The sequence below is a fragment of the Vibrio sp. dhg genome, assembly GCF_003443775.1.
Lineage (GTDB): Bacteria > Pseudomonadota > Gammaproteobacteria > Enterobacterales > Vibrionaceae > Vibrio > Vibrio natriegens.
The window spans coordinates 854,220-868,469 of the sequence record NZ_CP028943.1; the positions used below are offsets into that span (position 1 = coordinate 854,220).

Genomic DNA, 14,250 nt, shown 5'->3' on the forward strand with positions numbered 1-14,250 from the left:
AATCAATGGTTGTTGGTGAATTTGTTAAGCCGAAATGTGTTTCCTGATCACTCGCATGACTTCGGCTGGCTTTTCTGCATGTAACCAATGTCCTGTGTTGGCGATGATATGTGCTTTGGCACGCTTAAATTGTCTTTGTACGGCAGGCTGATGCTCTGGCATTAAATAATCTGAATCTCCACCCTTAATAAAGAGGGTTGGGATCTCGGTTGGTGTTATCTCTTGCCAGCCAATAATTTCCGCGTAATTTTTCAACAGGCCTTCTACGTTAAAGCGCCATGCCATTTTATCACCGTCTTTATATAGCGACTTCGAAAGAAACTGTCTCACGCCATCTATCTCAACGTGTTGCGCTAGCACATCCATCGCTTGCTGGCGGCTCGTTGGTTCTTGGGCTATGACCGCTTGAAGACCGTTAAAAACGTTGTCATGACGATTCGTCGTATAGGCGACCGGAGCGATGTCTAATACAACCAGTTGTTTGACAAATTGTGGGGCGATGTCGACAAGTTTCATCGCAACTTTACCACCCATCGAATGCCCAATAATGATGGCCGGATCAATGTTTAAGTGGTGAAGCAACTCGGCAACGTCTTGTGCCATATCGCTGTACGTGTGGGTATCCGAGTGGAAAGAGAGGCCATGGTTGCGAAGATCAATACTGATCACTGAGTAATCTTGGACAAGATCACGAGCCAAAAGGCCCAGATTACTTAAACTACCAAACAATCCATGAATCAAAACAACTGTTTGGCCTTGGCCTTCCTGCTTATAGTTGAGTAATGCTGACATTTTATCTTATTCGTGATGGGTTTAACGTGGAGTATCCGCAAGGATCTCATTGTATAGCCAAATGACTCCAAGTCATTCTCGCTGAACCTAGCTTCTTGAAGTTATTTGGGTATAATTCCACAGAGTTTAAACATTGAGAATGTGAAAAGCGAATGAAAACAATTGAGGTTGATGAGGATCTATACCGTTACATTGCTGGTCAAACTAAGCATATCGGCGAAAGTGCCTCGGATATTTTGCGACGCCTTTTAAACCTTGATGGTGAGTTGCAGGAAGCAAAAGTTGCGCCTGTAGTAGAGAAGCCACAAGGGATTGTAGTAAGTAAAGATGCAGGTAAAACAGAGCAAATAGATACAGTGAAAGAAATGCGTTCACTGCTAATATCTGATGAGTTTGCTGATCTTAAGAAAGCGATTGATCGCTTCATGTTGGTTCTATCAACATTACACAAATTAAATCCAGAAGGATTCGCACAAGCGACAAATGTGAAGGGACGCAAGCGCGTTTACTTTGCTGATAATGAAGAAACCCTGCTGGCTAACGGCAATACAACCAAACCTAAGGCCATTCCAGAAACACCGTTCTGGGTTATCACAAATAATAATACCAGCCGCAAGAGACAAATGGTTGAACAAGTGATGGCGCACATGGGATTCCAACCGGACTTGATAGAAAAAGTAACAGGTTCAATCTAAGAAACCTGATAGAAGCCTCATAATGTTTAGCATTTAGCGGATATTATGAGGCTTTTTAGTTTGTTATTTTTATAGAAAGGATGTCAGACATGGCTATGCACCCTCGTGCTGGGCAAAAAGCGCAGCAGGAAGATCTTCATAATATTCCGGCGTTAGTTGCGAATTATTTCTTACTTCAACCTGATTCGACTAACCCAGACCACAAGGTTCAATTCGGTACATCAGGTCACCGTGGTACTGCAGACAAGCATACCTTTAACGAAAATCATATATTGGCTATTGCACAAGCGGTTGCAGAAGTCCGTGCAGAGCAGGGCACGACTGGGCCACTGTTTGTCGGTAAAGATACGCACGCATTGTCAGAGCCTGCTTTTTCTAGTGTTATCGAAGTTTTGATTGCGAACGGTGTAAAAGTGATCGTTCAGCAAGATAATGGCTACACACCAACTCCAGGTATCTCACACGCAATTCTGACTTACAACATCAAACACGATGAGAAAGCAGATGGCATTGTGATCACTCCTTCGCACAACCCACCTCAAGACGGCGGTATCAAATACAACCCAACTCATGGTGGACCTGCGGAAGCGGAATTGACTCAAGCGATTGAAGACCGCGCTAATGCACTGATCGCCGAAGGGCTAACAGGCGTGAAACGTCTGCCTCTGCAAGAAGCAAAATCTTCTGACTTGTTTGTGGAAGTCGATTTAGTCAAACCATATATCGATGATCTGGTTAACGTGATCGATATGGAAGCTATCCAAAAAGCGAACCTAAAGATTGGTGTTGATCCATTAGGTGGTAGCGGTATCGATTACTGGCGTCAAATTGGCAAGGCTTACAACCTAGATCTGACTCTGGTTAGTGAAGCGATTGACCCATCATTCCAATTTATGTCACTGGATAAAGATGGCGTTGTTCGTATGGACTGCTCATCACCTTACGCGATGGCTGGTTTGTTGGCGCTGAAAGATGAATACGATTTGGCGTTTGGTAATGACCCAGACTATGATCGCCACGGTATTGTGACACCAAAAGGTTTGATGAATCCAAACCATTACCTGGCTGTATGTATCGACTACCTATACCGTCATCGTGATGCGTGGGGTAAAGACGTCGCGGTTGGTAAGACACTGGTTTCGAGCGCACTGATCGACCGTGTTGTAGCGGATCTTGGTCGCGAGTTATGTGAAGTACCAGTTGGTTTTAAATGGTTTGTTGATGGCCTTTACACGGGTAAGTTCGGCTTCGGTGGTGAAGAAAGTGCAGGTGCTTCTTTCCTACGCAAAGATGGCACACCGTGGTCAACCGATAAAGATGGCATCCTGCTTTGTCTACTAGCAGCAGAAATTACAGCAGTAACGGGTAAAAACCCTCAAGAGTACTACGAAGAGCTGGCGGCGAAGCATGGTGAATCTAAGTACAACCGAATTCAAGCAGTAGCAAACGGTCCTCAAAAAGACGTACTGAAAAAACTGTCTCCGGAAATGGTTGCTGCAGAAACACTGGCTGGTGATGCAATTACGGCACGCCTCACTCACGCTCCTGGTAACGGTGCGGCGATCGGCGGTCTAAAAGTCACCACTGAAAACGGTTGGTTTGCGGCTCGCCCATCTGGTACAGAAGACATCTACAAAATTTACTGCGAAAGCTTCAAGGGTGAAGAGCACCTAAAACAAATCGAAGCCGAAGCGCAAGAAATTGTTAATCAGGTATTTGCAGCAGCTGGCTTGTAAATGAGACAATTTTCTAAATCGTAAAGCTAAGGGTTGATGTGAAAGCATCAACCCTTTTTATTTTGATTTTTCATAGATTAAAGAAGATAGCGTTCAGCGCCTCAAAGCTAGTTTGGCCACTGATCCGGTACAATAAACCAGAACTCACCATCTTCAGTTTGTGCATGCTCAAATCGGCCCGACGGTTTCTCAATAGGGTGGGAAAAGTCATCGGTACCCGTTGCCCAGCAAGGTTTGCTCAGATGATAAAGTGGCTTTGGAATCAAGTCCCATTGACTTTGGTAGCACCAATATCCGCTTATTTGAGAGGCATTAAGCTCATAACCCAAACACTCCGTTGGCGTTGTCTCCGAAGAAAACGGATTAATATAGAGACGGCCTTGCATCAGCAATCGCTCTTTTGGTGGTGTATCTAGTGGGAGAATTTGCTGGAATTCAGGCCTTTCGCTCATTTTTAATTGATGAGTCAGCATTCTATCCAGTTTTTTATGTAATTGATCATGGGCATTGGGGCCGTACCAAACGCCTTGATGAAGCAGGTAGAACTTAATGGCAACTTCCCAATGTTCCAACTGACCTGACTCCGTATTTTGCAACACTAAATCCACTGCACCAATCGTTCTTCCAGTGTGGTCATTGAGTTGAATCTCCTCTGCGACAACTTGGTATCGTTCGGAATGAGAAAGCACAGCAGTACACAAATGCTGATATAAAAAGCCCAGTCTTGGATTACCACTATATTGTTCAGATTCGCATAACGGCGCTACGGATAAATCTTCAAGTGTTGCAAATGGTGGACGCAATTGGAAAAGTGGTGGCGATGTTGCGATCCAATCATAAAAGCGTTGCAATTGATTCATCCCGTTTCCTTTTAACCCTTAGCTTTAGCAATAAAGTGACGAAGCAGTATTATTGTAACGAAATTTGCCAACGATGGGGACACGATGTCTGGCATCAGTATCTAGGTTCGATATACACTTTAAACATGCATTAGAAATTGGAAGTGATGATGAATAACTTAAAGCTAGAACAGATTCTTAACGACAAACTATCACCACAGTTAATCAAAGATTACGCCCCGAATGGGCTGCAGGTCGAAGGAATTCCAACCGTAAACCGCATAGTTACCGGTGTTACGGCTTCACAGGCTTTGATTGATAAAGCGGTTGAACTTAATGCCGACGCATTGCTTGTCCATCATGGATACTTCTGGAAAGGTGAACCTGAACCAATTCGCGGTATGAAAGGAAAGCGAATCCGCAGTTTAATTAAAAATGATATTAATTTGTACGGTTATCATCTTCCTCTTGATATTCACCCTGAACTTGGCAACAACGCTGAGCTGGCAAAATTGTTGGAAATTGACGTTGAAGGCGGCCTAGAAGGTCATCCGCAGTCAGTCGCGATGTATGGACGTTTGAAAAAGCCGATGTCCGGTGCTGATTTTGCGAGCAAGATCAATCAAGTACTTGAGAGAGAACCGCTGCATATTGCACCAGAAAATGCAGATAAAATGATTGAGACCGTAGGCTGGTGCACCGGTGGCGGGCAAGACTTTATTGAATTGGCCGTGCAGCACGGGCTAGATGCCTTTATCTCAGGTGAAATATCTGAGCGCACAACGTACACTGCGAGAGAAATGGACATTCATTACTTCGCAGCGGGACATCATGCAACAGAGCGTTACGGTATCAAAGCGCTTGGTAAGTGGTTGGCTGATGAATACGGCTTACAAGTCGAGTTTGTGGATATTGATAATCCGGTCTAGCGCAGAACAATAAGCAAAAATAAAAAGGGTTGAGATTCACATCTCAACCCTTTTTTTAGCATTTCACTCAGTGATTATTCACGCTCATGAAGCGGAGAAAATTCACGTTGTGCCTCACCAGTATATAGCTGACGAGGACGACCAATGCGGTTTAGCGGATCGCTGTGCATTTCGTTCCAGTGAGCAATCCAACCAACGGTACGAGATAGAGCGAAGATAACCGTAAACATTGATACTGGAATACCGATCGCTTTAAGAATGATACCTGAGTAGAAATCTACGTTCGGGTACAGTTTCTTAGAAACGAAGTACTCATCAGAAAGAGCGATACGCTCAAGTTCCATCGCTACGTCTAGTAGAGGATCTTGGATGTTTAGCTCTTTTAGAACTTCGTGACACGTTTCACGCATTACGGTTGCACGTGGATCGTAGTTCTTGTAAACACGGTGACCGAAGCCCATCAAACGGAATGGGTCATCTTTATCTTTCGCACGTTCTACGTACTCTGGAATGTTATCGACGCTGCCGATTTCTTCCAGCATCTTCAGACATGCTTCGTTAGCACCACCGTGCGCTGGGCCCCAAAGAGATGCAATGCCAGCGGCAATACATGCAAATGGGTTAGCGCCAGAAGAACCAGCAAGACGTACTGTTGATGTTGACGCGTTTTGTTCGTGATCCGCGTGAAGTGTAAAGATTTTATCCATAGCACGTGCAACGACAGGGTTCACTTCATACTCTTCACATGGGTTTGCAAACATCATGTGTAGGTAGTTTTCCGCGTAGTTTAAATCGTTGCGTGGGTAGATAAATGGCTGGCCGACAGAGTATTTGTAACACATTGCCGCCAGTGTAGGCATTTTCGAAATTAGACGGTACGCCGCAATTTCGCGGTGTTCGTCGTTATTAATATCGAGCGAATCGTGGTAGAAGGCTGCTAATGCACCGACTACGCCACACATTACCGCCATTGGGTGAGCATCACGTCGGAAGCCGTGGAAGAAGCTTGCGATTTGCTCATGTACCATAGTATGACGAGTAACGGTTTTCTTGAATTGCTCGTATTGGTCTCGGGTAGGGGCTTCACCATAAAGAAGGATGTAACATACTTCTAGGTAATCTGCGTTATTGGCTAATTGATCAATCGGGTAACCGCGGTGCAAAAGAATACCTTTGCCGCCATCGATATATGTGATTGATGATTCACAAGATGCAGTGGCAAGAAAACCAGGGTCAAAAGTAAAGTAACCATTAGCTCCTAGTTTACGAACATCAATTACAGGAGTACCTAAAGTACCTTCCATAATTGGCAGTTCGATTGGCGCTTTGCCTTCAACATGAAGGGTCGCTTTCTTATCCGCCATAACAATCTCCTTTGTTTATTATTTAATCCGTCCAGGATGTTTGTGTGCAATGTTTTTACTGTTGTTAAGGCGTAAAGTCAATTTTTCTACATCTTTGTGTGCACTTGTTATGATTTTTTCTTTGAAAATCGTTAAAAATCTGTTCTATGTAGCATAATTTGTTACACCAATTGTATTAGAATGTTGCTCGCCGTATATTGGCAAAGAAAATTTTAGTTAAATCCTTATAAATTCGGGGCTATAACAAAGTGTGAGGTTTGGTGATGGCTCCCGGTGTTAACAACTTGTTTACAATATTCTCGGTGATTATCGGTCGTATCTGTTAAATAAATGTTAACTTTTGTACATTTGGACGCTGAAATTGGTTATAACAATAAATGCTCAATGGAGCTGAGTGAGCAAGCCCGTGAAAGAAAGAAAGTCAAGACCTGTTAATTTAGATTTACAGACCATCCGCTTTCCTATCACAGCAATCGCATCCATCCTGCACCGTGTGTCCGGGGTAATCACGTTTGTTGCGGTAGGTATACTACTTTGGTTACTGTCCATTTCTCTGTCATCCCCAATGGGTTTTATGGAAGCCGCCGATATCGTCGATAGCTTCTTCGTAAAATTCATCCTATGGGGCATTTTAACTGCACTTGCATACCACATTGCTGGTGGTATCCGTCACCTGATGATGGATCTAGGCTACTTTGAAGAGCTAGATTCAGGCACGATGAGCGCGAAAGCTGCTTTTGGTGCGACTGCAGTATTGTCACTATTGGCGGGGATAATGGTATGGTAAAACACGTTTCTTCATTTGGTCGTAACGGTGTACACGATTTCCTACTGATTCGTGCTACTGCCATCATTATGACTCTATACACGATTTATCTGGTTAGCTTCTGTGCATTCTCAGATATCTCTTACGCATCTTGGACCCAATTCTTTGGTGGCACTTTCACCAAAGTATTCACCATGTTGGCTCTTGTTTCTGTACTGATTCACGCTTGGGTTGGTATGTGGCAAGTGTTCACCGACTATATTAAGTGCGCGAAACTTCGTGGCGCATTACAACTTGGTGTTATTGCCGTTCTATTCGGTTATGTCTTCTCTGGTCTATTTATTTTGTGGGGTGCGTAAGTGTCTATTCCAGTTCGTGAGTTTGACGCCGTAGTAATCGGCGCTGGTGGTGCAGGTATGCGCGCTGCACTACAAATTTCAGAGCAAGGCCTTTCATGTGCTTTGCTATCTAAAGTATTCCCAACTCGTTCTCATACAGTATCTGCGCAAGGTGGTATCACCGTTGCTCTAGGTAACTCGCACAAGGATGATTGGCAGTGGCACATGTACGATACCGTAAAAGGTTCTGACTACATTGGTGACCAAAACGCTATCGAATACATGTGTAAGAATGGACCTGAGTCTGTTATCGAACTAGAAAAAATGGGTCTTCCATTCTCTCGTTTTGATAACGGTTCTATCTATCAGCGTCCATTTGGCGGTCAGTCAAAAGAATTTGGTGGTGAGCAGGCTGCACGTACAGCAGCAGCGGCAGACCGTACAGGTCACGCGCTTCTTCATACGCTTTACCAACAAAACGTTAAGCACAAGACAACCATTTTCTCTGAGTGGTATGCACTAGACTTGGTGAAAAACCAAGATGGCGCGATCATGGGTTGTACAGCGATTTGTATGGAAACAGGCGAAATCTGTTACTTCAAATCAAAAGCAACCATCCTTGCTACTGGTGGTGCAGGTCGTATCTACGCTTCAACAACTAACGCACACATCAACACTGGTGATGGTGTTGGTATGGCTCTACGTGCGGGCGTTCCGATGCAAGATATGGAAATGTGGCAGTTCCACCCGACGGGTATCGCTGGCGCCGGTGTTCTTGTAACAGAAGGTTGTCGTGGTGAAGGTGGTTATCTTCTGAACAAAGACGGCGAACGTTTCATGGAACGTTACGCTCCAAACGCGAAAGACCTTGCTGGTCGTGACGTGGTTGCGCGTTCAATGATGATCGAAATCCGTGAAGGTCGTGGTTGCGATGGCCCATGGGGTCCACACATTAAACTGAAACTGGATCACCTTGGTAAAGAAGTGCTTGAGTCACGTCTACCTGGTATCTGTGAACTGTCTCGTACATTCGCACACGTTGATCCAGTTAAAGAACCAATTCCTGTAATCCCAACCTGTCACTACATGATGGGTGGTGTTCCAACTCAGGTTTCTGGTCAAGCAATTAAACAGCTTGCTGATGGCAGCGAAGCGGAAGTTCAAGGTCTATTCGCTTGTGGTGAAATCGCTTCTGTATCGGTTCACGGTGCAAACCGTCTAGGTGGTAACTCACTACTAGACTTGGTGGTATTCGGCCGTGCTACAGGTCTTCACCTTGGTGAAACACTAGCAGCACAAGTTGAAGCTCGTCCTGCAACTGAATCAGACATCGAAGCTTCTCTGGCGCGTACTATGCGTTGGGAAAACAGCACAGGTGGCGAAGATCCAGTACAAATCCGTAAAGATCTGCAAAGCTGCATGCAAAACAGCTTCTCGGTATTCCGTGAAGGTGATGCGATGGCAACAGGTCTGGAAGAGCTTAAAGTTATCCGTGAACGTCTAAAAGATGCTCACCTAGCGGACAAGTCTTCAGAGTTCAACACTCAGCGTATTGAGTGTCTAGAGCTAGATAACTTGATGGAAACAGCGTTCTCAACAGCAGTTGCTGCGAACTACCGTACAGAAAGTCGCGGTGCGCACGCTCGTTTCGACTTCCCAGATCGTGATGACGAGAACTGGCTATGCCACTCAATCTACAACCCGGAAACTGAAGCGATGACTAAGCGTGATGTTAACATGACGCCAGTACACCGTGACGCGTTCCCGCCGAAAGTACGTACATACTAAGGGAGGATATGACTATGAAACTGAACTTCTCTTTGTACCGCTACAACCCGGATGTAGACACTAAGCCTTACATGAAAGACTACACACTTGATGTAGAAGAAGGCTCAGACATGATGGTTCTGGATGCGTTGATTCTGCTTAAAGAGCAAGATCCAAGCATCGCATTCCGTCGTTCATGCCGTGAAGGTGTTTGTGGCTCTGACGGCCTGAACATGAATGGTAAAAACGGCTTGGCATGTATCACGCCATTGTCTGCACTACAAGGCGATAAGATCGTAATTCGTCCACTACCAGGTCTACCTGTGGTACGTGATCTTATTGTTGACATGACGCAGTTCTATGATAACTATGCGAAAGTTAAGCCATTCTTGATCGATGATGGTGCATTACCACCTTCTCGTGAGAATCTGCAGTCACCAGACGACCGTGCTCATTTAGATGGTTTGTACGAATGTATCATGTGTGCATGTTGTACAACTTCTTGTCCGTCATTCTGGTGGAACCCGGACAAATTCATCGGCCCTGCAGGTCTTCTAGCGGCTTACCGTTGGTTAATTGATAGCCGCGATACGGCAACAGATGAACGTTTGTCTGATCTTGATGACGCATTTAGCGTTTTTCGTTGCCATGGCATCATGAATTGTGTAAGTGTTTGTCCGAAAGGACTTAACCCGACGAAAGCAATCGGCCATATCAAGTCGATGCTGGTAAATCGCTCGGTGTAATTTACTCGTAGATGAACCAGTTGCAGTGTTGTGTAACGTAAACCCCATCACTGCGCTGCAACTGCATAACTCGAGTAGACGAATATTAAAATTGCCGATTATTTTAGTCGGCTATTTATAGCTCGGCGTAGACCGAAGCAAACGTGAAAACTACTGGTTAAGGGAAAATATGCACAACGGCGTGATGAAGGCATGGCTCGAGTCTTCACACTTGGCTGGCGCCAATGCAACGTATGTAGAGGAACTCTACGAACTGTATCTAAGTGATCCCGATCTGGTAAGTGAGGAGTGGAAACGTGTTTTTGATGGCTTGCCTAAGCCTTCAAAAGAAGTGGCAGAACAGCCGCACTCACGTGTCCGTGACTACTTCCGACGACTCGCTCAAGAAACAAAGCATTACAATGTCCAAGTTAGTGACCCAGATGTCGATGCAAAACAAGTAAAAGTTCTACAGCTAATCAACGCATACCGTTTCCGCGGACACGAGGCTGCAGAATTAGATCCACTAGGTCTATGGCAACGTCCAACCGTTGCTGAGTTGGATCCAGCATTTCATAATCTTACCGAAGAAGATTTCGAAGAAACTTTCAACGTAGGTTCTTTTGCTATTGGGCAAGAAACCATGAAGTTGAGAGACATTTACGAAGCCCTCAAAAAAACTTACTGTGGTTCCATCGGTGCTGAATACATGCACATGACTGACACAGAGCAAAAGCGTTGGATTCAACAACGTCTTGAGTCTGTCGTAGGCCAGCCATCATTCAACAACGATGAGAAGCGTACTTTCCTAGAAGAGCTAACAGCAGCTGAAGGCCTTGAGCGTTACTTAGGCGCAAAATTCCCGGGTGCAAAACGCTTCTCTCTAGAGGGTGGTGACGCGCTTATCCCAATGACCAAAGAATTGATCCGTCATGCAGGTAACAGTGGCATGCGCGAAGTGGTTATTGGTATGGCACACCGTGGTCGTTTGAACATGTTGGTGAACGTACTCGGTAAGAAACCTCAAGATCTGTTTGATGAATTTGCAGGCAAGCATGATGAAACGTGGGGAACGGGTGATGTTAAATACCACCAAGGTTTCTCTGCCGACTTCGCGACTCCGGGTGGCGATGTTCACTTAGCGCTAGCATTTAACCCATCGCACTTAGAAATCGTAAACCCAGTGGTTATCGGTTCTGTGCGCGCTCGTCAAGACCGTTTGGGTGATAAAGAAGGCAGTAAAGTTCTTCCTATCACTATTCACGGTGACTCAGCTGTTGCTGGCCAGGGCGTGGTTGCGGAAACATTCAACATGTCTCTGTCGCGTGGTTTCTGCGTTGGTGGTACGGTTCGCGTTGTTGTTAACAACCAAGTAGGTTTCACGACATCTAACCCACGTGATACTCGCTCGACCATGTACTGTACTGATATCGCTAAGATGGTACAGGCACCGATTTTCCACGTTAATGCTGATGATCCAGAAGCGGTTGCGTTTGTTACGCGTATCGCATTGGATTACCGTAACGAGTTTAAACGTGATGTAGTTATTGACTTGGTATGTTACCGCCGCCATGGCCACAACGAGGCAGATGAGCCAAATGCAACTCAGCCTTTGATGTACCAAAAGATCAAGAAACACCCAACACCACGTAAGCTTTACGCCGATGTTTTGATCGACAAAAACGAATCAGATATTGAGACTGCAACTCAGTTAGTCAACGAATACCGTGATGCGCTTGACCGCGGTGAAGTTGTGGTGAAAGAGTGGCGTCCAATGGCATTGCACTCTGTTGACTGGTCTCCATACCTAGGTCACGAGTGGGACATGCAATGGGACTCTCAATACGACAAACAACGTTTGGTTGAACTTGGTACTCGTCTATGTCAGTACCCAGAAAGTCATAAGTTACAAAGTCGAGTAAACAAGCTTTACAACGACCGTTTGGCAATGATGACTGGTGAAAAAGCGATTGACTGGGGTATGGCTGAAACACTGGCTTACGCAACTTTGGTTGACGATGGCAAGCGTATCCGTATTTCTGGTCAGGACTCGGGTCGTGGTACTTTCTTCCACCGTCACTCGGTTCTTCACAACCAAACAGACGCAAGCACATACATTCCGTTAGCAAACGTTCATGACAAGCAAGGTCCTTTCCAGGTCTTCGACTCAGTATTGTCAGAAGAAGCGGTATTGGCGTTTGAATACGGCTACGCAACCGCAGAGCCAGGCGGCTTAACGATTTGGGAAGCACAGTTTGGTGATTTTGCGAACGGCGCTCAAGTGGTTATTGACCAATTTATCTCTTCTGGTGAACAGAAGTGGGCTCGTCTATGTGGCTTAACGATGCTTCTGCCTCACGGCTATGAAGGTCAGGGTCCTGAGCACTCATCTGCGCGTCTAGAGCGTTACCTACAGTTGTGTGCAGAGCAAAACATGCAGGTAGTTGTTCCTTCAACTCCAGCGCAGGTTTACCACATGATTCGACGTCAGGTTGTACGCCCAATGCGTCGACCACTGATTGTAATGTCTCCTAAATCATTGCTTCGTCATCCACTTTGTACGTCTACTATCGAAGACCTTGCAGAAGGTACTTTCCAGGCGGCTATTCCAGAAATCGATAATCTGGAAGCAAGCAAAGTGAAACGCGTTGTATTCTGTTCTGGTAAGGTTTACTTCGACCTACTTGAGCAGCGTCGCAACAACGAGCAAGAAGACGTCGCAATTGTGCGTATTGAACAGCTTTACCCATTCCCGATGGAAGAAGTACAAGCCGCTATTGCTCAATACACAAATGTTGAAGACTTTGTGTGGTGTCAGGAAGAGCCTCAGAACCAAGGTGCTTGGTACTGTAGCCAACATAACTTCCGTGCCGCTATTCCTGCAGGTGCAGATCTTAAATACGCAGGTCGCCCAGCTTCTGCTTCGCCAGCAGTTGGCTACATGTCGGTGCACTTGAAACAACAAAAAGCGTTGGTTGAAGACGCTCTGAACGTGAACTCAAAAACTTCGAATTAAGAACTAGAAGTTAAAGGAAGAAACAGATATGACAATTGAAATTCTGGTTCCAGATTTACCTGAATCAGTTGCAGATGCAACCGTTGCGACATGGCACAAACAACCAGGCGACGTTATTGAGCGTGATGAAGTACTGGTTGATATCGAAACAGATAAAGTAGTACTAGAAGTGCCAGCTCCAGAAGCTGGTGTTTTAGAAGCTATTGTTGAATTAGAAGGTGCGACGGTACTTTCAAAACAGCTTCTGGCTAAAATCAAGCCGGGTGCAGTTGCTGGTGAACCAACAGCAGATAAAACGGAAGGTACACAAGCATCTCCAGATAAGCGTCACAAAGCGGCACTTACTGAAGAGAGCAATGATGCGCTAAGCCCAGCAGTTCGTCGTCTTCTGGCTGAACACAACCTAGAAGCTGGCCAAGTGAAAGGCACTGGTGTTGGCGGTCGTATCACTCGTGAAGACATTGAAGCGCACCTAGCAAACGCAAAAGCTGCAACAAAAGCTGAAGCGCCAGTAGTTGAAGCTCCAGCAGCGGCACGTAGTGAAAAACGCGTACCGATGACTCGCCTACGTAAGACAGTTGCTAACCGTCTTCTAGAAGCGAAAAACAGCACAGCGATGCTAACGACGTTTAACGAAGTGAACATGAAACCAATCATGGATCTTCGTAAGCAGTACAAAGACCAGTTCGAAGAGCGTCACGGTACACGTCTAGGCTTCATGTCTTTCTACGTGAAAGCCGTAACTGAAGCGCTAAAACGTTACCCAGAAGTAAACGCGTCTATCGATGGCGATGATATCGTTTACCACAACTACTTCGACATCAGCATGGCGGTATCTACGCCACGTGGTCTGGTAACTCCAGTACTGAAAGACTGTGACACGCTAGGTTTTGCTGATATCGAAAAAGGTATCAAAGAGCTAGCGATTAAAGGTCGTGACGGCAAATTAACAGTAGATGAGCTAATGGGCGGTAACTTCACTATCACTAACGGTGGTGTGTTCGGTTCACTAATGTCTACGCCTATCATCAACCCACCGCAATCGGCGATTCTTGGTATGCACAAAATCCAAGAGCGTCCAATGGCTGTGAACGGTAAGGTTGAAATCCTGCCAATGATGTACCTAGCGCTATCTTACGATCACCGTTTAATCGATGGTCGTGAGTCAGTTGGCTTCCTAGTAACCATTAAAGAGCTACTAGAAGATCCAGCACGTCTCCTATTAGACGTTTAATATCGCTAAAACGTCTAGTTGCCTTGCGTAGCTAGACGTTAAAAATTTC

The 14,250-nt window shown here is 45.4% G+C and carries 12 protein-coding genes; 9 read left to right on the plus strand and 3 right to left on the minus strand.

The window, feature by feature from the left end; translation table 11 throughout:
- Window positions 1-24: 24 nt before the first annotated feature.
- The gene (locus DBX26_RS04060) at window positions 25-792 is read right to left on the minus strand and encodes an alpha/beta fold hydrolase (protein ID WP_014231140.1); all 768 of its coding nucleotides are present in this window, start codon (window positions 790-792) and stop codon (window positions 25-27) included.
- 152 nt (window positions 793-944) lie between these two features.
- On the opposite strand from DBX26_RS04060, the gene seqA reads away from it, so the two are divergent.
- Both seqA and pgm read left to right on the plus strand, forming a co-directional pair.
- Window positions 945-1,487 carry a replication initiation negative regulator SeqA gene (seqA, locus tag DBX26_RS04065; protein WP_020333373.1) on the plus strand — a complete coding sequence of 181 codons (543 nt, stop codon included), beginning with the start codon at window positions 945-947 and terminating at the stop codon, window positions 1,485-1,487.
- Between the two features lie 89 nt (window positions 1,488-1,576).
- The gene (pgm, locus tag DBX26_RS04070) at window positions 1,577-3,223 is read left to right on the plus strand and encodes a phosphoglucomutase (alpha-D-glucose-1,6-bisphosphate-dependent) (protein ID WP_118117924.1); all 1,647 of its coding nucleotides are present in this window, start codon (window positions 1,577-1,579) and stop codon (window positions 3,221-3,223) included.
- A gap of 107 nt (window positions 3,224-3,330) precedes the next feature.
- On the opposite strand, the gene DBX26_RS04075 is transcribed toward pgm, so the two are convergent.
- The gene (locus DBX26_RS04075) at window positions 3,331-4,083 is read right to left on the minus strand and encodes a DUF1853 family protein (protein WP_118117926.1); all 753 of its coding nucleotides are present in this window, start codon (window positions 4,081-4,083) and stop codon (window positions 3,331-3,333) included.
- 149 nt (window positions 4,084-4,232) lie between these two features.
- Here DBX26_RS04075 and DBX26_RS04080 point away from each other — a divergent pair, with 149 nt between their 5' ends.
- The gene (locus DBX26_RS04080) at window positions 4,233-4,991 is read left to right on the plus strand and encodes a Nif3-like dinuclear metal center hexameric protein (protein ID WP_014231144.1); all 759 of its coding nucleotides are present in this window, start codon (window positions 4,233-4,235) and stop codon (window positions 4,989-4,991) included.
- Between the two features lie 74 nt (window positions 4,992-5,065).
- On the opposite strand, the gene DBX26_RS04085 is transcribed toward DBX26_RS04080, so the two are convergent.
- Entirely contained in the window at window positions 5,066-6,355 is a 1,290-nt protein-coding gene (locus DBX26_RS04085) for a citrate synthase (protein WP_065299261.1), read from the minus strand.
- Between the two features lie 394 nt (window positions 6,356-6,749).
- On the opposite strand from DBX26_RS04085, the gene sdhC reads away from it, so the two are divergent.
- From sdhC to odhB, 6 genes are all read left to right on the plus strand, one after another.
- A complete protein-coding gene (sdhC, locus tag DBX26_RS04090) occupies window positions 6,750-7,142 on the plus strand; it encodes a succinate dehydrogenase cytochrome b556 subunit (RefSeq protein ID WP_014231146.1) in 393 nt (130 codons plus the stop codon).
- The gene (sdhD, locus tag DBX26_RS04095; protein ID WP_014231147.1) at window positions 7,136-7,480 is read left to right on the plus strand and encodes a succinate dehydrogenase, hydrophobic membrane anchor protein; all 345 of its coding nucleotides are present in this window, start codon (window positions 7,136-7,138) and stop codon (window positions 7,478-7,480) included. The genes sdhC and sdhD overlap by 7 nt, the downstream gene beginning before the upstream one ends.
- On the plus strand, window positions 7,481-9,247 hold the full coding sequence (gene sdhA / locus DBX26_RS04100; RefSeq protein WP_014231148.1) for a succinate dehydrogenase flavoprotein subunit: 1,767 nt from the start codon (window positions 7,481-7,483) through the stop codon (window positions 9,245-9,247).
- Between the two features lie 14 nt (window positions 9,248-9,261).
- Window positions 9,262-9,972 (plus strand): succinate dehydrogenase iron-sulfur subunit, encoded by a 711-nt coding sequence (locus DBX26_RS04105; RefSeq protein WP_014231149.1) that lies wholly within the window; start codon window positions 9,262-9,264, stop codon window positions 9,970-9,972.
- Between the two features lie 169 nt (window positions 9,973-10,141).
- Window positions 10,142-12,967 (plus strand): 2-oxoglutarate dehydrogenase E1 component, encoded by a 2,826-nt coding sequence (gene sucA / locus DBX26_RS04110; protein WP_020336307.1) that lies wholly within the window; start codon window positions 10,142-10,144, stop codon window positions 12,965-12,967.
- Between the two features lie 28 nt (window positions 12,968-12,995).
- Window positions 12,996-14,201 carry a 2-oxoglutarate dehydrogenase complex dihydrolipoyllysine-residue succinyltransferase gene (gene odhB / locus DBX26_RS04115; protein ID WP_014231151.1) on the plus strand — a complete coding sequence of 402 codons (1,206 nt, stop codon included), beginning with the start codon at window positions 12,996-12,998 and terminating at the stop codon, window positions 14,199-14,201.
- Window positions 14,202-14,250 lie beyond the last annotated feature (49 nt).

Coding starts and splice junctions, on each gene's coding strand:
- DBX26_RS04105 (WP_014231149.1), top strand. CDS start 9,262: ATGAAACTGAACTTCTCTTTGTACCGCTACAACCCGGATGTAGACACT.
- DBX26_RS04060 (WP_014231140.1), bottom strand. CDS start 792: ATGTCAGCATTACTCAACTATAAGCAGGAAGGCCAAGGCCAAACAGTT.
- DBX26_RS04085 (WP_065299261.1), bottom strand. CDS start 6,355: ATGGCGGATAAGAAAGCGACCCTTCATGTTGAAGGCAAAGCGCCAATC.
- odhB (WP_014231151.1), top strand. CDS start 12,996: ATGACAATTGAAATTCTGGTTCCAGATTTACCTGAATCAGTTGCAGAT.
- sdhD (WP_014231147.1), top strand. CDS start 7,136: ATGGTAAAACACGTTTCTTCATTTGGTCGTAACGGTGTACACGATTTC.
- pgm (WP_118117924.1), top strand. CDS start 1,577: ATGGCTATGCACCCTCGTGCTGGGCAAAAAGCGCAGCAGGAAGATCTT.
- DBX26_RS04075 (WP_118117926.1), bottom strand. CDS start 4,083: ATGAATCAATTGCAACGCTTTTATGATTGGATCGCAACATCGCCACCA.
- sucA (WP_020336307.1), top strand. CDS start 10,142: ATGCACAACGGCGTGATGAAGGCATGGCTCGAGTCTTCACACTTGGCT.
- seqA (WP_020333373.1), top strand. CDS start 945: ATGAAAACAATTGAGGTTGATGAGGATCTATACCGTTACATTGCTGGT.
- DBX26_RS04080 (WP_014231144.1), top strand. CDS start 4,233: ATGAATAACTTAAAGCTAGAACAGATTCTTAACGACAAACTATCACCA.